This window comes from Polaromonas sp. P1_F2, assembly GCF_056405735.1.
Window position 1 is genome coordinate 44,275 of record NZ_JBFUBN010000001.1, and the last position, 25,082, is coordinate 69,356.

Sequence of the window (25,082 nt, forward strand, 5' to 3'; positions counted from 1 at the left end):
TCAAACCGGGCCGCGGGGTTTTGCGGTTTCCGGCAAATTTTGCCGAAAAAAAAGCAGCCTGAAATTCAGGCTGCTTTTTGCAGGCTGGCGAAAGGATTCGCAGCTTACTTCGCAGCTTCGGGCGCGGCCTCTTTGGCGGCGGCAGTGGTCTTGCCGAAACGGTTGCGGAATTTCTCGACGCGGCCACCCATGTTGTCGACGGATTTTTGCGTGCCGGTGTAGAAGGGGTGCGATTCGCTGGACGTATCGAGCTTGTACAGGGGCAGTTCGCGGCCGTCGTCCATTTTCACCATTTCTTTGGTGTTCACGCAGGAGCGGGTGACGAACTTGAAGTTGTTGGACAGGTCCAGGAAACAAACTTCGCGGTAATTGGGGTGAATGCCTTCTTTCATGATCTTTCCTTGTTCGATGCGGGAGCCACACAAGCCAGTCCTGGGCACTTTCCGCTAAGCCGCACATTATCGCATAAAAGTTGGGGCACCAACAAGGTGCTGGTTTGGCGCCCGGCAAGGGCGTTTTGCCGGGCGCCGGCACCCAGGCCGCTCCGGGGACTATTCGGTGCTCTGGTAAAACGAGCTGACTGCCTGGAAATCCCCGCCGTTTTGTTCGACATCCACCTGAAATGGCACGCTTTCCCCCGGCGCGATGGCCGGCAGGTTGTCGACCCGCCTGAAACCCGTCAGCCGGCCGTCGCGGTCGCGCAAGCTGATCCAGACCCGCGGCTTGCGCACAATGGCGGTTCCGGCGTTTTTGACGCTCCCTTTGACCTCGACATATTTGTAGCTGAAGCGCTGGCTGAAATTGAGCAGCACGCTGCCGGTTTGCGCGCGTGTTCCTTCCACCTGGACCATCAGGGGCGTGCGTGAGCCCGGCAGCGCGGCCCGGCGCGAAGGTTTCCATTCGACGCGCGTTTGTGTGATCCGGCCGGTTCTTGGGGGTTCCAGCCGGATGGGAAAGCGTTCGCCGGGATACAGGTAGGCGATCTCTTCCATGGAAACGGAGCCGCCAGGCTGGCTGCCGTCGTAATGCGAGATCACGCCGCCGGGTGCTACGGCGATCATGTCCTTGCTGCGGTTCACCACCTCGGTCAGGTACAGGGGCCGCTGGATCTGGCTCCGGCCCGCCACAAGCGGCAGCAATTCAAGCTGGCCGAGGTCAAAACGTTCGCTGTCTTCGGCCAGCAGGTCCTCGGTGCTCATCCGCAAGCCGGCGCCAAAAGTCTCGGGTGCGCCGTTGGTGCGTATCACCCGATCAGCGCTGATGACCGGTATGCGGCTGCTTTCGTCGGTCTTGACGGCGTAGCTGATGCGGTAATCCCAGGCGGCAACGGCGGCGGCGCTGCCGCCAAAACGCGGGATGCGCACATCCACGGCCGTCCGTTCGCCTGGTTTGACTTCGCCGGATTGCGCGTAGCCGCGGCCAAATCCGATGATGGCCCCAGTGTCGTCGTAGGCCGTCACGAGCACTTCGCACGCCACCAGCGTCACGTCCTTGCGCGTGTTGACGATGCGGCCCGCCAAGCGCAGGTCGCTTTTTCCGTCCTGCACGAGCCGGACGCGCGAAAACGCCAGTCGCGGCCCCTCGACCGAGCGGTGGGGAGTGCTCAGGCGCTGCACCTGCAACTCGTGGCGGGTGACTGTTTTGTCGCCCGGAAGATCAATCAGCACCGGTGCGGTTTCGCCCGCAGCGAGCAGGCTCGCGGGCAGGGTTTCGCTGGCGGTGCCGAGCTTGTTGCCGCCTTCGGAATACAGAACCGCCGTGATGCCGGGGCGCTCGAGCGGCTTGCCGGTCTCGTTGCGCGCGATCACCAGTAGCTTGGCTTTTGCCGAACTGCCGCTTCCGACCAGCACCTGGCGCCCTTCGTCGAGCTTCAGGCCGCCGACGGGAATGGCGCGGTCCGGCTCCGGGAGGCTGGCGCGCGAACCGTCGGCGATCTGTTCCTTCGTGCTGAAATGGTTCAGGGCGGAGAAAAGCAAGCCCAAGACCACGACCACCGCGGCCGTGATCAAACCATATTGAAAGAGTTTCTCGACCGATATCCTGAGGTTGCGCGACTGCTCTGCCGCCAGGCGTTCGGCCGCGGCGTCCTTGACCTGTTCAAGGACGCGGTCCAAACGGTCGGAAACGCCGTCCTCGATGACCGACCGCGCGCCGCAGTGTTCGCAGACGTATTGGTTCAGATCGGTGCGCCGCAATGCACCGCTACCGCATTCTGAGCATTTCAGCGTCTGGAGAACAGTGGTCATGGCGTGGCCCTGCAAGCCGGAATTGATGAAACGGCCCGCGAACCCGGCAGGCTACTGGCGGGCGCCGGGCGAATGCCGCAATGGCATACCCCGCGCCAGGCTGTTTAGCCGCCCCGACGCATCATGTCGAAGAACTCGTGGTTGTTTTTGGTGGCTTTCATGTTCTTGAGCATGAGCTCCATGGACTCGATTTCGTCCATGTTGTACATGAATTGGCGCAAAATCCGCGATTTTTGGAGGATTTCGGGGGCCAGCAGCAGTTCTTCCTTGCGGGTGCCGCTGCGGTTGAGGTGGATGGCAGGGAACACGCGCTTTTCGTAAAGGCGGCGGTCCAGGTGGATTTCGCAGTTGCCGGTGCCCTTGAATTCTTCAAAGATCACCTCGTCCATGCGGCTGCCGGTGTCGACCAGGGCCGTGCCGATGATGGTCAGGCTGCCGCCTTCTTCAATGTTGCGGGCCGCGCCGAAAAAGCGCTTGGGGCGCTGCAGCGCGTTGGCGTCCACGCCGCCCGTCAGCACCTTGCCGGAGGAGGGCAGCACGTTGTTGTACGCACGGGCCAGGCGGGTGATGGAGTCCAGCAGGATGACCACGTCCTTGCCGAGTTCGACCAGGCGCTTGGCGCGCTCGATGACCATTTCGGCCACATGCACGTGGCGCGCGGCGGGTTCGTCGAAGGTTGAGGAGATCACCTCGCCGCGCACGCTGCGCTGCATTTCGGTCACTTCTTCAGGGCGCTCATCCACCAGCAGCACCATCATGACCACTTCGGGGTAGTTGGCGGTGATGGCGTGGGCGATGTTCTGCATCATCACGGTCTTGCCGGACTTGGGCGGCGCCACCAGCAGGGCGCGCTGGCCCTTGCCGATGGGCGAGACGATGTCGATGATGCGGCTGGTCAGGTTTTCTTCGCCCTTGATGTCGCGCTCGAGCTTGAACTGCTCGCGCGGGAACAGCGGGGTCAGGTTTTCGAACATGACCTTGTGCTTGTTGTCCTCGGGCAGGCCGTCGTTGACCTTGTCGAGCTTGTTCAGCGCAAAGTAGCGTTCGCCGTCTTTCGGGGTGCGCACTTCGCCTTCGATCATGTCGCCGGTGTGCAGGTTGAAGCGGCGGATCTGGCTGGGGCTGATGTAGATGTCGTCGGTGGACGCGGTGTAGCTCGAATCAGGGGCCCGCAGGAAGCCGAAGCCGTCGGGCAGCACTTCCAGCACGCCGTCGGCCACGATGGTCTCGCCGGTTTTTGCACGCTTTTTGATGATGGCGAACATCAGCTCCTGCTTGCGCATGCGGCCGACGTTTTCGATCTCAAGGGCTTCGGCCTGCTTGAGGACTTCAGACACGTGCAGTGCCTTGAGTTCGTTTAAGTGCATGGAATTACTCCTTGCGGAGTTCATTGATGGAAAACGGGGGAGGTTTGAAAAGAAGCCGCAGAAGATGGCTTACAAACCGGGAACTCGAACCGTGCGGCGAGGGGCCGACCGGTGAATAAAGCACATTATGACAGGAAATTCAGGCGGGAAATCGCGGCGTTTTCCCGGGGGCCGGCGGGTGGCCGGAAGGGGCTGCGCGGATCGGGAAGCGGCCTGGGCCGTGCTTCCCGGTCAGCGCGTGAACGTTCAGGCCAGTTGCTGGTCGATGAACGCGGTCAGCTGGGCCTTGCTCATGGCGCCGACCTTGGTGGCGGCCAGCTGGCCGTCCTTGAACAGCATCAGCGTGGGGATGCCGCGGATGCCGAACTTGGCGGGGATGTCGCGGTTTTCGTCGACATTCATCTTGGCGATCTGCAGCTTGCCGTCGTAGCCGCTCGCCACTTCGTCAAGAATCGGAGCGATCATCTTGCACGGACCGCACCATTCGGCCCAGTAGTCCACCAGCACGGGTTTGGAGGATTGCAGCACATCGGCTTCGAAGGTGGCATCGGTGGTATGTTTGATCAGTTCGCTCGCCATGGCGGCTCCTTTGTCTGGTTAGGATGGTTACGATACGGTACGGGGCTAAAGTTGCAGTCATTGTGGCAGAAAGCAAGTAGCCGGGTCGGCCGGGCAGGGGCTATCACCCTGATAGCCATCCGCTCAATCCGCATGCGGCCCGCCCTGATCCTTCCCCCTGTTGCCCGTCGCCAAACCCTGTAATGCCACCTGCTCATACCGACGCTGCCCCGCCCGATGCGCTCTGCTGGCGCCAGGCCATGGCCCGGCTGGCCGAAGCGATCGCGGCGCGTGGCGTGCACCCGGCCGAGGCCGTCGTGTTGCTGCCCTATGCCCAGCTGATCCAGCAGGCGCGCCAGGCCTGGGCCGCGCAGGCCGGCGACACTTTTTTTGTCCCGCGTTTTGAGACCACCATGAACTGGGCCGGCGGCCTGGGCGGCATACTGGGCCTGTTCACGCCCTCGGGCGACGATCTGCGCATGGACGTGGCCGTCGACATGCTGACGGCCGCCTCGCTGCTGGACCGGGCCGGGCTGGGCGGCCAACAGGATGCGCTGGCCGGCCGCCTGGTCGAGGCTGCCTGGAGCCTGGCCGGCGTCGCTTGCGCCGTCATGCCGGCCAGGCGCCGGGCCTGGAGCGAACGGCTCGCGCTGGCCCTGGGTGCGGGCCTGGATTCCCCGGTGCTGGCCCTTGAGGCCGCCGTGGGCCGCATCGCCCTGGCCTGGGCCGCGGCCTCGGCTTATCCCACCGACCGCCTATTCCAGGCCCAGCCCTCGCTGTTCGCTGTACTCGAAGGCTTCCAGGCCGACCCGCTGACCGAGGCGCTCAAGGCGCACTTCGGCGAACGCTCGCTGTCCATCCCCTTGTGCATTCCCTTTGAGGCCAGCCCGCCGCCCGCGCTGCACGCCGCCCAGGACGCCGAAGACGAAGCCGGCCGCGCGGCAGCCTGCGTGCTGGCCCATCTGGCGCAGGGACGCAGCCCGGTCGCCCTGATTGCGCAGGACCGCCAGCTCACGCGCCGTGTCGGCGCCATGCTGGCCGAGCGCGGCATCGCCATGCGCGACGAAACCGGCTGGAAGCTTTCCACCACGCGCGCCGCCGCCGGCCTCATGAGCCTGCTGCGCGCCTTGCCCTGGGACGCCTCCACCGACGCCGTGCTCGACTGGCTCAAGAACGCGCCGGCCTTTGAGTCCATGCTGGTGACGGCCGCCGAGACCGAGCTGCGCCGCGTCGGCGTGCGCGCCTGGCGCGACCTGCCCCCCTTCGCGGCCGAAGACATCGTGCCGCCGGCTTTTTTGGCCACCCAGCCGCTGGCCCTGCAAGCCAATGCGCTGCGCGCGCCCCTGGCCCGCGCGCGCCCGCTGGCCGTGTGGCTGCGTGACCTGCGCGCCGCGCTGCAAGCGGCCGGCCAGTGGGATGCACTGGCGCAGGACGAGGCTGGCCAGGCCGTGCTCGAGGTGCTGCGCCTGCACGAAGGCGCCGAGGCCGAATTCCAGGCCTCGCCGGTGATGCGCCTCAATGATTTCACCCAATGGGCCAACCAGGCCCTGGAAGGCGGCAAGTTCGCGCCGCCGCATCCGCCGGCCGAGCAAGTCGTGATACTGCCGCTGCCGCAGCTGCTGGGCCGGCCCATGCGCGCCGTGGTGCTGCCCGGCTGCGATGAGATTCGCCTGCCCGTGTCGCCCGAACCCGTCGGCCCCTGGACGCCCACCCAGCGCGAACTGCTGGGCCTGCCCTCGCGCGAAACCCTGGCCGCCGCAGCCCGCCAGGCCTGGCGCTACGCCTTGCAGGCGCCGCGGGTCGACGTGCTCTGGCGCACCAGCGAATCCGGCGAACACCTGATCCCCAGCGGTTTTGTGCAGGAACTGCTGCTGGCGCGCGATGAGGCGCCCGAAGAGACGGAACTCGCCGCCGACCCGCGCAGCCTGCGCGCCGTCGACATCCAGCCCACGCCGCATCCCTTTCCGACCGGCGAGGCCTTGCCCCTCACACGGCTTTCGGCCAGCGCCTATGAAGACCTGCGCCGCTGCCCCTACCGGTTTTTTGCGCTGCGCCAGCTCAAGCTGCAGGAGCCCGAGGAGCTGGAAAGCGAACTCGGCAAGCGCGATTTCGGCAACTGGCTGCACAGCCTGCTGCGGCATTTCCATGAGGCGCTCAAGGCGGCGCCCACAGCCGACCCGACCGCCCGCGTCATCATGATCAATGCGGCGGCCGACCAGGCCGCGCAGGAACTGGCACTCGGCGAAAGCGAGTTCCTGCCCTTTGCCGCCGCCTGGCCAGGCGTGCGCGAGGGCTACCTGACGTGGCTGGCCGGGCATGAAGCGACCGGTGCCACCTTTGATGAAGCCGAGGTCTGGCGCGAAATGCCGCTGGGCGAACTCACCTTGCTGGGCAAGCTGGACCGCATAGACCGCCAGGCCGACGGCCACGCGTTGCTCATCGACTACAAAACCGAGCCGCGCTCCACCACGGCCGAGCGCATCAAGAACGGCCAGGAAGACACCCAGCTGGCCTTCTACGCCGCGCTCATGAGCGACGACACCCTGGCCGCAGCCTACGTCAACCTCGGCGAAAAAGAGCCGACCAAAACCTATGAGCAAGCCGAGATCGTCGGCCTGCGCGATGAACTGATAGACAGCATCTTGACCGACATGGCCCGCATCGCACGCGGCGCGGCCCTGCCGGCGCTGGGCGAAGGCAAGGCTTGCGATTACTGCGCCGCGCGTGGTTTATGCCGCAAGGACTTCTGGAGCCTGGACGAAGAAGCCACGGCCGGGGAGGAGGGCGCATGACCCCACCGTCCAACACCTTGATCGCCCACGCCGCCGCCTACGAATGCAACGGCGAGCCGGTCTCGGCCGAGGCGTTTTACGCGATTGCCTGCGACCCGCGCCGCAGCGTCGCGGTCGAGGCCTGCGCCGGCGCCGGCAAGACCTGGATGCTGGTCTCGCGCATCGTGCGCGCCCTGCTGGACGGCGCCAGCGCCGCGCCCGGGCAGCAGGTCTTGCCGCATGAGATCCTGGCCATCACCTTCACCAAAAAAGCCGCCGGCGAAATGCGCGAGCGCCTGGACGACTGGCTCAAGGCCTTTGCCCATGCTGACGACGACACCCTGCAGCGCGAGCTTGAAATGCGCGGCGTGCGGCTGGACCTCGGCAGCGCCAAAGGCCGCAACGCCGCGCAGCAGGTGCGCGAGCAGCTCTCCAGCCTCTACCGCTCCATTCTGGCCAGCGGGCGCTCGGTGCAGATACGCACCTTTCACAGCTGGTTCGCCGCCTTGCTGCGCAGCGCGCCGGTCGCGGTGCTGCAGCGGCTCGAGCTGCCCGTCAACTACGAACTGCTGGAAGACGACGCGCCCGCACGCGCGCTGGTCTGGCGGCGCTTCTATGCGGCGGTCGCGGCCGATGCCGCGCTCAAGGCCGACTTTGAATCCGTGGTGCTGGCGCACGGCCGTTTCCAGGCCGACAAGGCCCTGCAGGCCGCGCTCGACAAGCGCACCGAGTTCACGCTGGCCGATGAAAAAGGCGTGATCGCCGCCTCGGTGCAGCCCTTCACCGCGCAGTTCACCGAATTCGGCGGCCTGGACGAACCCGAAGAGCTGCTCAGCACCAACCGCTTTCACCGGCAGGCCCTGAGGGACGCCGCCATTGCGCTGGGCCGCGCCAGTGCACCGACTTTTTCGGCCAAGGGCGTGGAGCTCGAACAGGCGCTGACGGCCGGCGACATCCCGGCCGCCATCGCGGCCCTGCTGACCGAAAAAGGCACGCCGCGCAAGTTCGGTGAAAAAATCGTCGGCATCGAACAGGTGCGCATTGCCCAGGACCTGGTGCTGCGCGTGGCCGCCGCCCGCCAGCAGCACGACGCCTGGCAATACCAGCAACGCCTGGCGCGGCTGACGCGCGTGCTGATCGCGCAGTTCACCGCCCTCAAGCGCGAACGCGGCTGGGTCGACATGAACGACGTCGAACGCGCCGCGCTGCTGATGCTGGCCGACCCTGTGCTGTCGGGCTGGGTGCAGGAGCGCCTGGACGCGCGCATACGCCACCTGATGATCGACGAGTTCCAGGACACCAACCCGCTGCAGTGGCAGGCCCTGTATGCCTGGCTCATCGGCTATTCGGGCGCGGGCACGGCGCCCAGCGTGTTCCTGGTGGGCGACCCGAAACAAAGCATTTACCGTTTCCGCCGTGCCGAGCCGCAGGTGTTCCGCGCCGCGCAGGCTTTTGTGGTGCACGGCCTGGGCGGCGATTTGCTGAGTTGCGACCACACGCGCCGCAACGCCGAGGCCGTCATAGACACCGTCAACGCCGCCATGGCCACGGCGCGCGAGGCCGACGGTTATGACGGCTTTCGCGAACACACCACCGCCTCGGGCCTGGCCGGCGCCGTGGGCCGGCTGCCGGCTATCCCGCGCAACAAGGATGAAGAAGAAGCCTCAACGCTGGCCGCCGGCTGGCGCGACAGCCTGACCATGCCGCGCGAACTGCCCGAGGAAACCCTGCGCACGCGCGAGGCGCGGCAAGCCGCAGCATGGATATCAGAGCAGATAGCCGGCGGGTTGCGGCCCCAGGACGTGATGGTGCTTTCACGAAAACGCGCAGGCCTCTTGCCGCTGCAGGATGAACTGCGGGCCTTGCACATTCCCGCCCAGGTTGGCGAAAAAACCGAGCTCATTGACTGCTGCGAAGTGCTCGATATGGTGGCGCTGCTCGACGTGCTGGTCTCGCCGCAACATGATTTGTCGCTGGCGCGCGCGCTGCGCTCGCCGCTCTTTAGCTTGGCTGACAACGAGCTGGTGCAACTCGCCCTGCTGCAGCGCGAACACGGCGCGCCCTGGTACGCGCTGCTGCAAAAAGAAGAACTGCTGACGCCCGAACTGCAAGGCCTGGGCGAAATACTCGCGCGCTGGAAGGGCTGGCTCGACAGCCTGCCGCCGCACGACGCACTGCAAGGCATTTATGACGACGGCGATGTGTTGGCCCGCTTTGGCGCCGCGGCGCCGGCCGCGCAGCGTGGCGCGGTGCTGGCCAATTTGCGCGCGCTGCTCGGCGTGTCGCTGGAGCTGGACGGCGGCCGCTACGCCACACCCTACGGTTTTGTGCGCGCCCTCAAGGCCGGCGGCACGCAGGCGCCGGCTACCGTCAGCAGCGAGGCGGTGCGCCTCCTGACCATCCACGGCGCCAAGGGCCTGGAGGCCGACGCCGTGCTGCTGCTGGACACCGACACCGTCGAGCGCAATGCCGACAGCATGGGCGTGCTGGTCGACTGGCCCGGCGAGGCAACCGAGCCGCGCAAGTTTGTGTTCCTGGTCAGTGAAAGCCGGCCGCCGGCCTGCGCCGCCGAGGCCCTGGCCGCCGAGCAGGCCGCGCGCAAGCGCGAAGAACTCAATGCGCTCTATGTGGCCCTTACGCGCGCGCGCCACACCCTGGTCATTTCCTCCATAGAACCCTACCGCGCCACCACCGAAAGCTGGTGGCAGCGCCTGCAGGGCTTGCTGGCCGAATTACCCGCGCCCGTGGCCGACGAAAGCGCCGGCCTGCGCCCTGAGGCTGCGGATGCCGGCGTGTTCTACCTGCCCGAATTGCCGGAGTTGCCCGAAAGCCTGATGCCCGAGCCGCCTGCTTCCGGGCATGTGGATGAGGATTCCCTGAAAGCCCGCATAGGCAAGGGCATGCACCGATTGCTCGAATGGGGCGGCGCGCTGTTACCCGAACAGGTGGCGGCCGCGGCCCGTGAATTCAGGTTGAGCCCGGCCCAGGCCGCACAGTCGGCCGCGCTGGCCGGCCGCATCCTGGCGGGCGAGGGCGCCTGGGTCTGGCGGCCCGAGGTGTTGGCCTGGCAGGGCAACGAGGTCGACCTGGTCCACGCCGGCCAGGCGCTGCGGCTGGACCGCCTGGTGCAGCGCAAGGACGCCGGCCATGAAGGCCACTGGTGGGTGCTCGACTACAAATCGGCTGTCGCCCCGCAGCGGCAGCCCGCGCTGGTCGCGCAGCTGCAGGCCTATCGCGCGGCGGTCCAGCGCATTTACCCGGGCGCACCGGTCCAGGCGGCTTTTCTCACGGGACAGGGAACTGTGGTCGTGGTGGAGTGATCTCACCAAACTTGCCCGGCATCCCTGCCGATTGAAAGGCAACCATGTTCAAGTTCAAGCATCTGACGGTTTCACTGGCCTTGCTGGCCGCCATTCCCCTCGCGATGGCGCAGGCGCCCGCCAACCCCACACTGCGCCTGCGTGCGACGATTGAAAAAGTCGACGCCACCAGCCTCACCGTCAGGGAGCGCAGCGGTGAAGTCATCACACTGGTGCGGCCCGCCGCGATGGACGTCTCCGAGGTCTACCCGCTGGCACTGGCCGACATCAAGCCCGGCAGCTACATAGGCACGGCCGCCATGCCGCAGGCCGACGGCAGCCAGCTGGCGCTCGAAGTGGTGGTGTTTCCCGAGGCCGCGCGCGGCACTGGTGAAGGCCATCGCCCCTGGGACTTGCGGCCCGAGAGCACCATGACCAATGCCACGGTGGCCGACCTGGCCGCCGCGCCCTCCACAGTGCCCGGCGGGCAAAAGCTCACGCTGCGCTACAAGGACGGTGAAAAAACCGTCATCGTGCCGCCCAATGCCCCCGTGGTGTCCTTCAAGCCCGGCAAGGCCGATGAGAACGTCTTGCTGGTGCCCGGTGCCAAAGTCATGATCACCGCGCAGGAACAGGCCGGCAAGCCGACCGCGCTGCGCGTGATCGTCGGGCGCAACGGCTTTGCACCGCCTATGTAGGCCCGGCTAGTGGCTCCTGGCAGGGCAGGGAACAGTCGTCGAGGTGGCTTAAGGGCCGGCGGCGGCTTTGCGGAGGTCGCAGGCCCCCATCCCTGCCTTCCCCCAGCGGGGGAAGGAGCAACACAAACAAACGGAGAGCGGAACAAAGACCTGGGGAATATTGATCCCCTCCCCCGCTGGGGGAGGGTTAGGGTGGGGGCCAACCGGCCTCACCCTACCTCAGCCTTTCGTAATTGGCTCAGGTCAGCAGCCTGCCGTCAAATCCCACAACGCCCACGTCCACAAAGGTGCTGCCCACGCGGTTGCCGTTGCCGTAGCTGACGCGCATGCCGCCCAGGTCGAAATTGGTGATGCCGTCCAGCGCATTGATCAGTGAGTCCCGCGTCACCTTGGCGCCGCCGCGGCGCAGGCCTTCGGCCATTACCCGCGCATTGACATAGGCCTCGAGGCCGAACAGCGTGTAGTCCTTCCAGCCGCTGGCCTGCATGTCGGCCTGGTAGCTGCGCACCAGCGTGTTTTTGTTGGACACCGGCGAGGGCACGATGATGGCGAAACCCACGCCGCGCCCCTTCTCGCCCATGGCCGCGATGTTGACGGCGCTGGCCGCGTTGGATAAACCGTAGACCGTGCTGGTGCCGCCCGCGTCGCGCAAGGCTTTCACGAACAGCGGCGCCACGCCCGACAGCACCATGATGACCACCTGCGGCTGGGCCTTCGCGATGGCCTTGGCGGCGGGTTCCACGTCGGTGCTGGTGTTGGTCGGCGTGGTGGCGATGATCGCCGGCTCCAGCTTCACCTCGGCCATGACCTTCTGGAACGAGGCCAGGATGGACAGGCCCAGCGGGTCCTTGGGGTGCACGATGCCGATGCGCGTGGTGCCCAGCGTCACGGCGGTGTGGATCAGTTTTTCGATTTCGGCGTCGAAGGTCGCGCGCACCCAGAACACATTGGGCGGGCTGTTCTTGCGCACCGCCGCGGCGCCGGCCACCGGGCCCACCACCGCGAAATCGCGAATGGTCTCCACAATGGCCGCGCAGGGGCGCGTGCCCAGCGGGCTCAGGATGCCGAGCACCGAGTTGTCGGCCTGGAAGGCCAGGGCGTTGGCCTTGGCGAGGTCCGGCTTGAACTGGTCGTCCGCCGTGACCAGCTCGACCTTGGCGCCGTTGATGCCGCCGGCCTTGTTCAGTGCGTTGAAATAGGCCGAAGCGCCTTTCACCAGGTCGCCGCCTATGCCCTTTTCAAGGCCGGTCTGGTCCACCGTGGTGCCCAGGCGCAAGGTGCGGGACTGGGCCCAGGAAGGCGCCGCGAAGACCGCCGCGGCCGTCCCGCATTGCTGAAGAAAACGCCTGCGGGCGGGGGGAAGGGCGGTCGGCTTGTTCAATCGGGTCTCCGGTTTTTGGGACGCGCGATTTCCGAGATGGTAAGCACGCTTATTAATCCTAGCATGGGGTATGCGGCACTTTGGTGAGGACCACGAGCTTCATCCAACAATTTTTCGGGCCAGTCTCAGATTTTGAGATTTGCTTAAGTTGTTCGTACTAAGAGTGGGGTGTTTTTACTGTCCGCACCTGTTGCTAGGAAATCACGGAGCGCTCCGCCAGGCCTTTTTGAAGAGGTCTGTTCGCGCGAAATGTGCACGCGCCATGCCGCCCCCGGCGAGCCTTTGTCGCGCCCCTGTAATAATCGGGTCATCCCTGTTCCGACCCGGCGCGTCCGCCTTTGACGCTTTGCCCTTCGCCACCGCGAACGTTTCGGTTTTTCTTCTCTGCTTAACCTGTGACCGCTGCACGCGGAATCCCCTTGACACCTGGCGCATCCTCTCTTGAATCAACACCCGCCGCCGCACTGCGCGTGGCCGTCATCGGCGGCGGCCCCGCCGGGCTGATGGCCGCCGAGGCGCTGGCCGGCGCGGGGGCTGCCGTGTCCGTGCAGGTGTACGACGCCATGCCCTCGGTGGGACGCAAGTTTTTGCTGGCCGGCATAGGCGGGCTCAACCTCACGCACTCCGAGCCGCCGCAGATTTTCCTGAGCCGCTACGGCGAGCGCGCCGCGCAACTGCAGCCCTTGCTGGCCGCTTTCGGTGCGGCCGAGCTGCGCGCCTGGGCCGAGGCCCTGGGCGTGGAAACCTTTATCGGCAGCTCCGGCCGCGTGTTTCCCAAGGACATGAAGGCCGCGCCGCTGCTGCGCGCCTGGCTGCAGCGCCTGCGCAGTGCAGGCGTGAAGTTTTCCATGCGGCATCGCTGGCTCGGTTGGGCCGACGACGGCGCACTGAAGTTTTCAACGCCCGCCGGCGAGGTGCTGGCGCAGGCCGATGCCGTGGTGCTGGCCCTGGGCGGCGGCAGCTGGGCGCGGCTCGGCTCCGACGGCGCCTGGGTGCCGCTGCTGGCCGCGCGCGGCGTGGCGGTCGCGCCGCTGCTGCCTGCGAATTGCGGCTTTGACGTCGCGGCGCGGCCCGACAGCCCTGCGCAGCTGCAAGAGGCAGTCGCCGAACCCGGCGAAACCCGCCGCGAATTTTTGCAGGAACTCATAGGCAAAAGCCCGCAGCCCCACGCCGGCTGGACCGAACACTTCGCCAGCCGCTTCGCCGGCCAGCCCTTCAAGTCCGTCGCCATCCATTTCACCGACTCCCGCGGCCGCAGCTTCAGTCGCAAAGGCGAGTTCATCGCCACCGCCACCGGCGTCGAAGGCAGCCTGGTCTATGCCGCGTCCCATTTGCTGCGCGACGAGATCGCCGCCCACGGCAGCGCCACCTTCATGCTGGACCTGCTGCCCGACAAATCAGCCGAACAGGTGCTGGTCGAGGTGCGCCATCCGCGCGGTTCGCGTTCCCTCTCCAGCCACCTCAAAAGCCGTTTGAACCTCGACGGCATCAAGGCCGCCATGCTCTACGAACTGCTGGGCAAGGACGCCATCGCCGACCCGGTGCGCCTGGCCGCCGGCATCAAGGCCTTGCCGGTGCGCGTCACGGCTGTCCGCCCCCTAGACGAAGCCATCAGCACGGCAGGCGGCGTGATGTTCGAGGCCATGGATGCGACATTGCAATTGCAAAAGCTCCAGGGCCCCAGCCAGCCCGTGTTCTGCGCCGGCGAGATGCTGGACTGGGAAGCGCCGACGGGCGGCTATTTGCTGACCGCCTGTTTTGCCAGTGGCCGCGCCGCGGGGCAGGGCGTCATTGCGCACTTCGGCTTGTAGCCCGATGGTCAGGGGATTCAAGCGCTGCTAATTAGTGAGCTTCTTTGCTTGCTGGCCTTGGGCATTACCAGGGTGGTGCAAAACCCTGGTTTGGATTGGTATTACATTCGCTATAACTAAAAGGCGTATGCCATGCACACTCTCAAACTGACCCAAATTGGCGATGCCATCGGCGTGATCTTGCCGCGCGAGGTGCTGGAGCGGCTCAAGCTTGAAAAAGGCGAGTCCGTGTTCCTGACGGAGACGCCGGACGGTTACGCCATCACGCCCCACAACCCCGCTTTGGACGAGCAGATCCAGGCCGGCCGTGAATTCATGCGTGAACACCGCGACGCCTTCCACCAGCTTGCTAAATGAACCGGCGTTGAGTCGACAAGCAGACCTTCGAGCCGGAAAAAAGTGATGTCACCAATAAAAAGGAGCTTGCCATGATTGTCCGTTTCAACATCGAACCCATGATGCAGGAAGAGTTCGAGTACCGCGTGAGCTACGAAGGCGAAGAGCTCTTTGGCGATGCCGGCCTGGACAGCGTCGAGGCCTGCATCGTCGCCGCCACCGAAGGCCTGGGCCAGGATGCCATTGCAGCTGAAGTGGCCTACAAAGGCATCATCAGCGGCACTTACGCACTGGCCTCGCTGGCACTGGCCTCGGCGCAGATCGCGCAGCATGCGCTGCAGACGACAGAGGCGATTGAAGAGGCAGCCCAGTAGCCCCGTCGTCAAATTGATGAAGCCGTATTCCGTCCTCTTTGTCTGCATGGGCAATATCTGCCGGAGCCCCACAGCTCATGGCGTGTTCCAACAGAAGGTTTTGGATCGCGGCCTTGGCGGCCAAGTGCAGGTCGATTCAGCCGGCACGCACAACTACCATCCCGGCAACCCGCCCGACGAGCGCTCACAGGCGCATGCCTCCAAACGAGGCTATGACCTCTCAGGCCTCAGGGCCCGGCAGATTTCGGATGCGGATTTTGAACACCACGACTTGATCCTGGCCATGGACTGGGACAACCTGGCTTTGGTGCAGGAGGAATGTCCCGCTGAGCATCTTCACAAAGTGCGCAGGCTCACGGAGTTTTGCTTGGCGCATGACAGCCCGGTGGTGCCTGATCCTTACTATGGCGGTAAGGACGGGTTTGAGCATGTGCTGGACTTGGTGGAGGATGCTTGCGAGGGGCTAATGCGCCACGTTGAGCAGCGACTGTAGCGGGACGATATCCAGGCTGGCCGGATTTGCAATCCGGTACATAGGCGCTTTGCTGCCGGTGGAGCCTGCGAGAGGTCTTTTGAACGCCGCTCTGGGAATAAAACCCGCAAGAAACGCGGATTTGAGGTGAATAAGGTGACGAGCCTTGACCCCGGCACTGGCTCCACAGTTAGGGCTGCTTGGTTCCCCACCTGACCCGGTTGGCCGCTTTACCATGCGGGAAGGCCCGTCAATAGCTATTGTAAGGGCAGGGGAGGAAGATTCAAGGGCCTACCAGCTACAAACCGCATCGCTGCGGTGGCCATAGATATATCGGCGAAGCTTTTATGAATCGTGTTCAGCTTTTGCCAATTATGGCCTTAGCCTCTCGCGAAGATAATTTCTTCAGCGCGTTCACTAAAAGACTAGGCATTTCAAACCTTGATCTCGGTGGTTGTATTATTTATCGATTCAAAACGCTACCGGTGCTAACTCGCATAGGATAGCCAACCTGCCAGACCAGTTTTGGGCGCACATGCTATTTAATTCTTACGACTTCATTTTCCTTTTTCTTCCCTGCACATTGGCCGGTTTCTTTCTATTCGGTGCTTTTGGGTACAAGCGAAGCGCATCACTTTTTCTGGTCTTGGCTTCTCTGTTTTTTTACGGTTATTGGGACGCCAATTATTTGCCATTGCTACTAGGCTCAGTCCTATTGAATTTTTCATTGGGGCGTTGGCTGTCTCCCGGGGAAAGAGCGACGGATAAATTGAGGCAGGCTTTGCTTCTTATCGGCGTTTCGCTAAATCTTCTGGCGCTTAGCTACTTCAAATACACCGGATTTTTCATTGAAACGATAAATGCACTTACCGCCGGTACATTGAGAGCCGAACATATCGTGCTTCCGTTGGCAATTTCCTTTTTCACAATTACGCAAATCGCATATTTGGTTGATGCGTATTCAGGAAAGGTGAAGGAATACAGTCTCTTGGATTACATGTTGTTTGTGACCACGTTCCAACATTTGATTGCCGGGCCGATCGTTCACCACAAAAGTCTCGCGCCACAGTTTCAGTCTTCGGAGTTTTTCCGGCCACAAATAGTGAACATCAGTGTCGGCTTGACGTTCTTCGTCATTGGACTAGCAAAAAAAGTGCTGGTTGCCGATCAAATGGCTCCTTATGCAGATGCAACATTCAGTATTGCTTCTGAAGGCGTTAAACCCTTTTTTCTAGAGGCTTGGCTTGGGATACTCGCCTTTATTGTCCAAATTTACTACGACTTTTCAGGATATTCAGAAATGGCAATCGGCTTGGGATTGCTATTCAATATTCGGTTGCCCGTAAATTTTGCCTCCCCATATCAGGCAGTAAATATAAGTGACCTTTGGCGGCGATGGCATGTCACTTTGTCGCAATTCTTGCGCGAATACCTTTTTACCCCACTTGCCCTATTTACAGCGCGCCGGGGTTGGGGCTGGGGTGTCTATCCTGCACTTATGCTAACAATGGTGATTGCAGGCCTTTGGCACGGGGCAGGCAATAACTATGTTCTTTTTGGGCTGCTCATGGGTGTCTATATCTGCGTGCATTACCTATGGCAGTCAGTCTGCCGAAGATGGATAAAAAAGACCAATTCCGCTACAGGAAATCTTGTTCGACGAGTCGCATCCAAAGTTTTGACCTTCTTTTGCGTCGTTGTTGCTTGGGTCATCTTTCGGGCTGATACGCCAAGAAGTGCATGGATATATTTGCAAGGAATGCTTTCCTCCACTGGGGGGAGCACTGGAACAATGCACTCCGGCCTTAACACGCTTTCCTCCGGCTCGATTGTTAACGCCTATATCGCAGTGCTGCCATGGATTGCGATAGTCTTATTCCTGCCCAATATCTTGTGGTGGATGGCTGATTATTCTCAAGAATTAGAGTTGGATAAAAAGCTGCGGCCCAAGCTGAGTCAGTTGCACCGTTTTTTAAAATGGCGACCGAATGTATGGTGGGGGTGTGCTGCAGGTATAGGCGCGGTGTTTTCTCTGATTGGAATAGGCGAAAAAACAGTGAATTTTATTTACTTCCAATTTTAATAGGCTGGTTTTTCCTTCAATAGGCCGAGTCTTTTCACTGCAATCTGTGTGAACTTGGTAGCGCCGATTAAGTTCATATGATCAATGTCGTACAGATAGGGTAGCGATATGCCGGATGTGCCGTCTGGAAGAGACTCATAGGGAAAACTATCCATCATCGAGCGGTTGATAAAATGGCGATTGCCAAGGCCATAAGATGCGGCGTCACTCATGACTATGTTCTGTGAACATTGCCGAAATTGTTGAAGTATTTGCTCGTAGGTTCGCAGATCTTCTTTTTTGTAATTAGCCATCATGTATGGGCTTTCCGGAAGATCAATTACATACAGATCGATACCTTCCCGATTTATTAATTTGCAAAAAGCATCAATCTTTTCTTTTATGTTTGCCTCGAACACAATGCTCTTTTGATTCTCTTTCCATATCAATTTTGACTCTGTCGATTCTTTTTCTATTAGGCCGGTGGCGGACGATTCGCGAGTTGATTCAACCTTGATGAAATGAGTCGACAGTGTTCTTTGCAATGCCTTTCCCGGGCTGGTTTCCGGATGCTCTTTCCACTTATATGCGAGCTTGATCATGTCCCTGGCTGAAGCCAAGTTATATCGGGAACGAAAGGTATTCAGTAGATTTGTGTGCTGAGCCAGCTGGGCTTCCTTCCCCTTGCGATTGGTGAATTGCCAGATACTGGTACCGTAGACGATCTTCTTTGGGTAGCCATTATTTTCGCGAAATTTCTGCATGATTGCTGGCAGTGTTTCGAGATACAGAGCCCCCATCATGCAAGCTGAGATATTCGGCGTTCCCGTGAGCTGGCTCACATTGTTGAAGTTCCATCCAGCATAGCTGTGAGAGTCGCCAATAAAAAATAACTCTGATTGAGTCAAACCGGCGGTTGCACAGCCAAACGAGCTGCTTTCACGAAGGCTTGCCAGATAGTTATCTGTATTGGCACGCAGACTATATTGACCCGCCGCAATAAGGCTCGCTGAGACAACAATAGCCGTTAGAAAAAACGCGAGTAGATAGCGTCTAGGACTTGTCATGGACAAGCGATGATCACGCATGAGATGGTGGCTTTTCTTTTCACAGCCTGTTCAACCGTCATTCCCGTTTCAGGAAACAAATGGTTTTCGATGATTTTCAAACCGGAAGCCACGACAAGCGCGGTAGCTTCGGCCGGCGAATTGAGCAGGTAAATGTGATCCGGTGCGGGCGAGTTCACCGGGACATTGATAAAAATCCGACCGTCTGAGGAAAGATTTTTAGCGACACCTTTGAGTAAAGAGAGTGGGTCTTCTACATGTTCCAATACTTCACTCAGCACTATGCTGTCAAAAGTTTCTGTAACCGTTCCAGCGGCGGCATCCCGCAAACTGAAGTCAATTTCCATCTTGATGCCTAGTTTGTCGAGACAGTGTTGAGTCAATTTCAATGATGTGTCGCTAATATCCCAGCCCGAAAGGCGAGACACTCGCCCGGATTTGGCCGCAAAATACATAAACAATCCATGTCCAGGGCCAATCTCCAGATGTCGACTATTGGGTTTATTTGAGGAAAAGAAGCTGCGCTTGAGCAGGCTGGCTGCGCCCCGATGGTTGCTCCAATAGAGTTGCGAGATTAATAAACCGTCCATGTATTTCGTCATGTAGTCCGGCTTGCCATAAACTGAGCTCTCGACTTGATTGAGGAGAGAGAACCGATATGTGCCAGTTCTTGAGAAGTGCAACTGCTCACGAGTGAATTCCTCGCACATCCAGCGGTAGCTCTCAATATATTTTGGCAGGTGATCTCCGGCTATCCTCAAAATGAGTTCGGCGAATTCATGAGCATCCTCCAGTTCTTGCGCAGTCCTTGAGATCAGCGCACGACCGAGGAATTTTTTATGTTCGGGCCACAATTTGAGGGTGGCGTCGATCAAGACTCTTAATGATGAATCTTCCGGGAAATCTGCAAGCAGTTGACTTTGTTCATTCATCGATGTTCTCTCTTTTTGCTTCCGGTAGATCAAGGTATTTCATATTTCCAGGCGCGGTTCCCGGAGTCATTGCAGAGATGATTTGATATGCAACTTCGCTGGCCGACGCATAACCGCGAGAGGATTGTGAGGCATTTGTCATGTCGGTCAGCATACGAGGGGGGCGCACGATAACAAAGTTTTTCGACGGAATTTCCCTTGCGATCGCACAAATCCAGCCCTCAATTGCACATTTCGCAGCCGTATAGGCGCTGAATTTTGGTTCTGGATGCACGACAAAAATCGATGAAATCGTTAGAAATGTCCCGCCTGGCTTAAGTACTTGAAGCAACCCGTAGCTAGTTCGTACGGTAATGCCCAAAGCGATGGATACATAAGCCAACACGTCTTCTTCCGATTGCTCCGGCAGGCTCGCGGCAATCGGTGGGGGTAACGCACTATTGATGAGTACGTCGATTTCGATGGCATTTCTTTTTATGGTTCCTAGAACTGCCTCCACGCCAATAGAGGTAGAGACATCGCCTTGAGCTAGCGTGGCTTTTCTTCCTAGTGACTCTATGTCTTGTTTTATGCTTAAGGCTTCAGCGGTGTTTGATCGATAGTTAACAACTACATCAGCGCCGTGAAGCGCAAAGGCGCGCGCCAGGACTGAACCCAGTCCGCGGCTTGCTCCAGTGACAAGTATGGTCTTTCCAGCGAATTTATTTGATATTCCGATTGCTGCTTGCAAGGTCGACAAGTCAAATCGAACGGGCTCGGGACGAACCCACGAGACAATGTTGAATGAGACTATGCCCGCTCCCATCCCTGTAATTTCGATGTGATTGAATTGTTGGTGAAGCTCCGCACTTAGGGCGCTCAAGTTGAACTGTGTGGCTTCGATTTTGTTGTCGAAAGTAAACTCGAAATTGGTGAACAAAGCCTGTCGACCTGGAATCTGCATGCCAACCAAATAACTCGCCCAGCATATCGCCTCAATCTGGTGCATTGGGAGTTGCTCCACCCGCAACTCGAAGTCATTTGCTAATTTCTCAATTGCATTGATATCAATCTGATAGCGCCTGGCCTCTTCTATGATTTCAGGTATGTCATCCTTAAAGTTAATTCCGGCCCTGGCCGCTAGCAGGGGGGAGAATTTTCTTGGGCGCATTTCGATGCTTGCAGATGAAGCATTCGCCCAAGTAAAGCTCAAACTCATGCGAATGCTTGCATTCTTCCGGATACGAACGACGACTTGATGCCCTTTGTCTTCGATTTGAACTTGATATTCTTCATCCAGAAATAAGGGTTTCTTGAAATTCACCTTTATGAATTCCAACTGAAACGCGCGTCCTTTTGCCCAATGACCAAGCGACCAAAGCACGGCAGCGCAGCCGTAGAAGACGCGGCGCCCAAAAGGGGTGGAGTGAGCGTATTGCTCATCCAAATGAAGAGGATTGATGTCGTGCGACAGTTGCGCAAAAGTCGTCAGTTGCTGTTCGCTGAACTTCATATCAAGACGCTACAAACACTGAGTGGTTCAATTGGGCATTGATGGTTTCTTTGGCACTGAGGTCGAAGACCCACAACGTACTTCCATCAGGGTCGGTTTTTTCAAGGGTAAAGCCGAGTTCAAGATAAAGTTCTGCAACCATTCCATTCTTTGCGGTGGGCACATAGCGTCCCATTATTTTTTTCAGAGACAGGTCTAAGGCGCTTTGCAGGATGCGCTTGAAAAGTAGACGCTCGACCCCTCTTTTCAATACTCTGCAGCTCATTAGCCAGGTGTCGATGCTGAGATATTGCTTTTCTACAGTTGCCATAAATACGGAAATCAGGCCGTACTGGCTAAAACGATCCTCGAGCCTTACCATGAAAGTCAATGCCGATGCATCGTTCATCCATCCTCGAATTTGCGTTTCTGTATACCGGCGTGTCGTTAGATTGAATTGATTGGTCTTGTTTATTAGTTGAGTTATACGGGGGATATTGATTTCATCAAATGGTGAGACACTGCCTCTCATTTGGAGGTCGCGCAAATACTCGTTGTAATCGCCAGCTTTTAGCTGAGCAGAACTCCGTTCAACTGCTGACCGATAAGACGCGGTGCGATTCATGTCCTCCTGAGTCAATGCGACAACGTCAAGCAACTTGCATTGTCCGAGGGCACGAGCATATTCTGCGGGATCGTCGGGTAGGGGGAGAATGGCCACTTGCGGCAGGCTCCGGCGAACTATCTCCCGTTCGGCGGGATTGTCATCCACAAATATCATGGAATCCAGGCCAATGTTCAGGGCGGCCGCAATGTCTATTAGGTTTTGATCCTTTGGCTGCCAATTTGCGCAGAAGTAGCTGAAATCTTCAAGCTTTAAAACCATTTCGCTGCGCTTGAGAAAGGGCTCTTGCGCTGTATCGAGATCATTCTTGCTACAGGCTGCAAGCAGAATGCCCCTATTTTTTAATGCCTTGATCGCGGTCTGAAATCTTCTGAATCCTTCGCCTCCGCTGGAGTCCTCGCCAATTTGAATTCCAGAAATTCCATCGTCGCCAATCACGCCCCCCCAAAGTGTGTTGTCGAGATCGAGCACCAGGCATTTTCTGTTCTTGCCGTATACGCCAGCGATGACGGCGGCTAAGTTGTCTGCATAGACCGTCCAAAATGGCTCAGCGACCGGAATTTTGGAGAGGTCGTATAGCCGATCGTCACGCCATGCTCTCCCGCCGTGGAATCTGGCCATCGCAGACACGCCGTTGAAATGAACGTACGACGGAGCTTGGAGGGCAAGTGCTCGATTAACGTCCAGGATGTAGTTGGTGACGCTTTTGGCATATTTGACTTCGTAGTTACCGAATGCTCCGATGTCTTCGAGTTCAAAATCATTGGCAATGATTTCGCAATCCAGGAGGTGATGCGCTGCTTTCCAAAGCGAAAGCCAGCGCTCGATTTCAGATTCGAGTTCTTCAAAATGCAGATGTTCTCGCCCAACATAAAAGTAACAAAGATCGGGGGCGAATAGTTGCAGTTCACGGTCTTGCGAAAGAATCGCTTGTTCATGCAGGCCATACTCGGAAACCCACAATTGCGCAAAAATTCCGCGTTTCAACAACTGCAGTTGAAGCCATGGCTGTACTGCCTGAAATGTATACCCTGACAGGACCGCTATTTTCTTGATTAAGAACCCAGCTTCTACGAACGTTTCAAGTGAAATCTTGCTTAGACTTCGAGCCAGCATCGGGGCTTGACTTGGATTGAAGTCTTGTGCGGACAAGGCATCAAGAATTAAGGAGAGAGCTTCCCGTGGACTGTCCTCGATTGCCGTGTGGATCTTTGACCGAAGGCTTGGCATTTTTTAGTTAACGAAGTTTAGTTGCCCTGGATTTTTGCCTGAACCAAGTCAACCAGATCACCCGCAGTTTTTAGCCTATGCACTTCACTTGCAGTGATTCGAATTGAAAATTCGCGTTCCGCTGCAACAATTAAATGTACGTGCGCAAGTGAATCCCATCCTTCAACATCATCCGCAGTCAACTCACGGTCAAAGATGACTTCATCGTTGTCAAACACATCGCGCATCAAGGTTTGCAGGCGTTGTTCAATCTGTGGCATAAAATTTCCGGGGTAAGTTGGAGATGAGGAGTTGAAGCAACTTAGCGATGGTTGCTGGTCATTGACGGCGTTGGCAAATATTTTAGCAGGCGGAGCCGATTCACCCTCGACTGAAGGATGTGGAAATGGGGTCGCGAGATCTCTTCCACCATTTTAGTTGCAAGACAAAAGCTGAGGTGGGACTTGACGTAGGTCTGTGAGTAGAGTGGTGATAGCGCTTTAGAATCGTTCCATGTCCTATCTCGTCCTAGCCCGCAAATACCGCCCCAAAAATTTCTCTGAAATGGTGGGGCAGTCGCATGTGGTGCAGGCCCTGGGCAATGCGCTGGCTACCAAGCGTTTGCACCATGCTTACCTGTTCACCGGCACGCGGGGCGTGGGCAAGACGACGATTTCGCGGATCCTGGCCAAGTCGCTGAACTGCCTGGGGCCGGACGGGCAGGGCGGCATCACGGCCACGCCTTGCGGTGTGTGCCAGGCCTGCACCGACATCGACAGCGGGCGTTTTGTGGATTACACGGAGCTGGATGCCGCGTCCAACCGCGGTGTCGACGAGATTGCCCAGTTGCTCGAGCAAGCGGTTTACAAACCCGTTGTGGGCCGCTTCAAGGTCTTCATGATCGACGAAGTTCACATGCTCACGAACACGGCCTTCAACGCCATGCTCAAGACGCTGGAGGAGCCCCCCGAATACCTGAAGTTCGTGCTGGCCACGACGGACCCGCAGAAGGTGCCGGCCACGGTGCTGTCGCGCTGCCTGCAGTTCAACCTGCGGCCCATGGCGCCCGAAACCGTGCTCGAGCATTTGACGCAAGTGCTGGGCGTCGAGAATGTACCGGCCGAGCCGCAGGCGCTGCGCCTGCTGGCGCGCGCGGCGCGCGGCTCCATGCGCGATGCGCTGTCTTTGACCGACCAGGCCATCGCCTTTGGCTCGGGCTCGCTCGATGAAACCAGCGTGCGCACCATGCTGGGCAGCGTGGACCGCAGCTATGTGTACCGCCTGCTGGACGCGCTGGCGCGCGGCGACGGCAAGACCGTGGTGGAAACCTCGGAAGCGTTGCGGCTCAACGGCCTGAGCGCGGCCTCCACGCTTGAGGAAATGACCACGGTGCTGCAGCGCATGGCGGTGCTGCAGGCGGTGCCTGAGATGGGTGAGGGCGGCGACGATGCCGACCCGGACATCGCCGAAACGGCGCGGCTGGCGCGCGCGCTGCCGGCCGACGAGACCCAGCTGCTTTACAGCCTGTGCCTGCATGGCCGTGGCGAGCTGGGCCTGGCGCCTGACGAATACGCGGGCCTGACCATGGTGCTGCTGCGCCTGCTGGCCTTCAAACCCTCGGCTTCTTCGGCCAGCACCCATGCGGGGGGTGCCGCCGAGCCCGGAAAAAAGCCTCAGCCTGAGGTCGCGCGGGCTGCTGCGCCCGCGCCGGTCGCCGCACCTGCGACGGCAGCGCCGGCCCCGGCGCCTGCATTTGAAAGACGGCCACCTGCAGCGCCTCCGGCAGCCCAGCCGCCGGCTGCCCAGGCTGAGCGCGCGCAGGCCGCGCCCCATGTCACCGCCAGCGCCCCGGCCATGCCGGAGCCGCCGCCGGTGCAGGCTGCGCCCCCGCAACAGCCACAGCGCCCTCCGGCCAGCGCGCCTTCGACCACGCCCCCGCCGCTGGTGCCGGTGCCCCTGGGCGAAGCCTGGAGCCAGACCGTCAACCAGATGGTCGCGGCCGAGGCCGTGGCGGCCCTGACGCGCGAGCTGGGCCTGCAGTCGGAGCTGCGCAGCCAGGACGGCGCGCTGTGGACGCTGCGGGTGGAGCGCGAGTCGCTGAACCAGGCGGCCGCGCGCGAAAAGCTGCAGATCGCTTTGCAAATCCATGTGGGCGACCCGGCCCTCAAGCTGGTGGTGGAGGTCGGCCCCGTCACCGACACCCCGGCCCGCCGCAATGGCGCCGCCGCGGCCGAACGTCAGCGCGCGGCCGAAGAACTGATACAAAACGACCCGCTGGTGCAGGACATGATGCGCGACTGGGGAGCGAAAATTGTCCCCGGCAGCATACGGCCGCTGGCCGCCAAATCGATATGATCAAAGACAATTCGTAAGTACGCATTCCAGGCGCCCCGACACCGCCCA

The 25,082-nt window shown here is 60.2% G+C and carries 19 protein-coding genes and 1 other RNA gene; 9 read left to right on the forward strand and 11 right to left on the reverse strand.

Features of this window, described 5'->3' with window-relative positions:
- Nucleotides 1-104: 104 nt before the first annotated feature.
- The 4 genes from AC1D0O_RS00240 to trxA all read right to left on the reverse strand — a co-directional run bounded on the left by AC1D0O_RS00240 (nucleotide 105) and on the right by trxA (nucleotide 4,192).
- On the reverse strand, nucleotides 105-392 hold the full coding sequence (locus tag AC1D0O_RS00240; RefSeq protein WP_411879876.1) for a type B 50S ribosomal protein L31: 288 nt from the start codon (nucleotides 390-392) through the stop codon (nucleotides 105-107).
- A gap of 159 nt (nucleotides 393-551) precedes the next feature.
- Nucleotides 552-2,246 carry an FxLYD domain-containing protein gene (locus AC1D0O_RS00245; RefSeq protein WP_477651554.1) on the reverse strand — a complete coding sequence of 565 codons (1,695 nt, stop codon included), beginning with the start codon at nucleotides 2,244-2,246 and terminating at the stop codon, nucleotides 552-554.
- A 104-nt stretch (nucleotides 2,247-2,350) separates the two neighbouring features.
- On the reverse strand, nucleotides 2,351-3,613 hold the full coding sequence (gene rho / locus AC1D0O_RS00250) for a transcription termination factor Rho (protein ID WP_007875125.1): 1,263 nt from the start codon (nucleotides 3,611-3,613) through the stop codon (nucleotides 2,351-2,353).
- Between the two features lie 246 nt (nucleotides 3,614-3,859).
- On the reverse strand, nucleotides 3,860-4,192 hold the full coding sequence (gene trxA / locus AC1D0O_RS00255) for a thioredoxin TrxA (RefSeq protein WP_477651555.1): 333 nt from the start codon (nucleotides 4,190-4,192) through the stop codon (nucleotides 3,860-3,862).
- Nucleotides 4,193-4,374: 182 nt separating this feature from the next.
- Between trxA and AC1D0O_RS00260 the strand changes: the two genes are divergently transcribed.
- Genes AC1D0O_RS00260 through AC1D0O_RS00270 form a run of 3 tightly spaced genes read left to right on the forward strand, consistent with a single transcriptional unit; the run spans nucleotide 4,375 to nucleotide 10,939 of the window.
- Nucleotides 4,375-6,963 carry a PD-(D/E)XK nuclease family protein gene (locus AC1D0O_RS00260; RefSeq protein ID WP_477651556.1) on the forward strand — a complete coding sequence of 863 codons (2,589 nt, stop codon included), beginning with the start codon at nucleotides 4,375-4,377 and terminating at the stop codon, nucleotides 6,961-6,963.
- Nucleotides 6,960-10,262 (forward strand): UvrD-helicase domain-containing protein, encoded by a 3,303-nt coding sequence (locus AC1D0O_RS00265; protein ID WP_477651557.1) that lies wholly within the window; start codon nucleotides 6,960-6,962, stop codon nucleotides 10,260-10,262. The genes AC1D0O_RS00260 and AC1D0O_RS00265 overlap by 4 nt, the downstream gene beginning before the upstream one ends.
- Nucleotides 10,263-10,306: 44 nt before the next feature.
- Nucleotides 10,307-10,939, forward strand: a complete 633-nt coding sequence (locus AC1D0O_RS00270; protein WP_477651558.1) for a hypothetical protein — start codon at nucleotides 10,307-10,309, stop codon at nucleotides 10,937-10,939.
- 238 nt (nucleotides 10,940-11,177) lie between these two features.
- On the opposite strand, the gene AC1D0O_RS00275 is transcribed toward AC1D0O_RS00270, so the two are convergent.
- Nucleotides 11,178-12,320, reverse strand: coding sequence for an ABC transporter substrate-binding protein (locus AC1D0O_RS00275; protein ID WP_477651559.1), 1,143 nt, complete (start codon nucleotides 12,318-12,320; stop codon nucleotides 11,178-11,180).
- A gap of 419 nt (nucleotides 12,321-12,739) precedes the next feature.
- Here AC1D0O_RS00275 and AC1D0O_RS00280 point away from each other — a divergent pair, with 419 nt between their 5' ends.
- The 4 genes from AC1D0O_RS00280 (at nucleotide 12,740) to AC1D0O_RS00295 (ending at nucleotide 15,334) form a co-directional block, all read left to right on the forward strand.
- Nucleotides 12,740-14,131 (forward strand): TIGR03862 family flavoprotein, encoded by a 1,392-nt coding sequence (locus AC1D0O_RS00280; protein ID WP_477651560.1) that lies wholly within the window; start codon nucleotides 12,740-12,742, stop codon nucleotides 14,129-14,131.
- Between the two features lie 132 nt (nucleotides 14,132-14,263).
- On the forward strand, nucleotides 14,264-14,488 hold the full coding sequence (locus AC1D0O_RS00285; protein ID WP_477651561.1) for an AbrB/MazE/SpoVT family DNA-binding domain-containing protein: 225 nt from the start codon (nucleotides 14,264-14,266) through the stop codon (nucleotides 14,486-14,488).
- Nucleotides 14,489-14,559: 71 nt separating this feature from the next.
- Nucleotides 14,560-14,841, forward strand: coding sequence for a hypothetical protein (locus tag AC1D0O_RS00290; protein ID WP_477651562.1), 282 nt, complete (start codon nucleotides 14,560-14,562; stop codon nucleotides 14,839-14,841).
- A 16-nt stretch (nucleotides 14,842-14,857) separates the two neighbouring features.
- Complete coding sequence (locus AC1D0O_RS00295) at nucleotides 14,858-15,334, forward strand: low molecular weight protein-tyrosine-phosphatase (RefSeq protein WP_477651563.1); 477 nt, start codon at nucleotides 14,858-14,860, stop codon at nucleotides 15,332-15,334.
- A gap of 134 nt (nucleotides 15,335-15,468) precedes the next feature.
- On the opposite strand, the gene ffs is transcribed toward AC1D0O_RS00295, so the two are convergent.
- An RNA gene (ffs, locus tag AC1D0O_RS00300) (signal recognition particle sRNA small type) lies at nucleotides 15,469-15,565 on the reverse strand.
- Between the two features lie 283 nt (nucleotides 15,566-15,848).
- On the opposite strand from ffs, the gene AC1D0O_RS00305 reads away from it, so the two are divergent.
- Entirely contained in the window at nucleotides 15,849-17,396 is a 1,548-nt protein-coding gene (locus AC1D0O_RS00305; protein ID WP_477651564.1) for an MBOAT family O-acyltransferase, read from the forward strand.
- On the opposite strand, the gene AC1D0O_RS00310 is transcribed toward AC1D0O_RS00305, so the two are convergent.
- The 5 genes from AC1D0O_RS00310 to AC1D0O_RS00330 all read right to left on the reverse strand — a co-directional run bounded on the left by AC1D0O_RS00310 (nucleotide 17,393) and on the right by AC1D0O_RS00330 (nucleotide 22,960).
- Nucleotides 17,393-18,463, reverse strand: coding sequence for a hypothetical protein (locus AC1D0O_RS00310; RefSeq protein ID WP_477651565.1), 1,071 nt, complete (start codon nucleotides 18,461-18,463; stop codon nucleotides 17,393-17,395). The genes AC1D0O_RS00305 and AC1D0O_RS00310 overlap by 4 nt on opposite strands.
- A complete protein-coding gene (locus AC1D0O_RS00315) occupies nucleotides 18,439-19,374 on the reverse strand; it encodes a class I SAM-dependent methyltransferase (RefSeq protein WP_477651566.1) in 936 nt (311 codons plus the stop codon). Before AC1D0O_RS00315 ends, AC1D0O_RS00310 begins: the two co-directional genes overlap by 25 nt.
- Nucleotides 19,367-20,866: an SDR family NAD(P)-dependent oxidoreductase gene (locus AC1D0O_RS00320; protein WP_477651567.1), complete on the reverse strand. Its 1,500-nt coding sequence runs from the start codon at nucleotides 20,864-20,866 to the stop codon at nucleotides 19,367-19,369. The genes AC1D0O_RS00315 and AC1D0O_RS00320 overlap by 8 nt, the downstream gene beginning before the upstream one ends.
- Before the next feature lies 1 nt (nucleotide 20,867).
- On the reverse strand, nucleotides 20,868-22,622 hold the full coding sequence (locus tag AC1D0O_RS00325; protein WP_477651568.1) for an HAD-IIIC family phosphatase: 1,755 nt from the start codon (nucleotides 22,620-22,622) through the stop codon (nucleotides 20,868-20,870).
- A gap of 95 nt (nucleotides 22,623-22,717) precedes the next feature.
- On the reverse strand, nucleotides 22,718-22,960 hold the full coding sequence (locus tag AC1D0O_RS00330; RefSeq protein WP_477651569.1) for an acyl carrier protein: 243 nt from the start codon (nucleotides 22,958-22,960) through the stop codon (nucleotides 22,718-22,720).
- 232 nt (nucleotides 22,961-23,192) lie between these two features.
- Between AC1D0O_RS00330 and dnaX the strand changes: the two genes are divergently transcribed.
- Entirely contained in the window at nucleotides 23,193-25,034 is a 1,842-nt protein-coding gene (gene dnaX, locus AC1D0O_RS00335) for a DNA polymerase III subunit gamma/tau (RefSeq protein ID WP_477651570.1), read from the forward strand.
- Nucleotides 25,035-25,082: the final 48 nt, after the last annotated feature.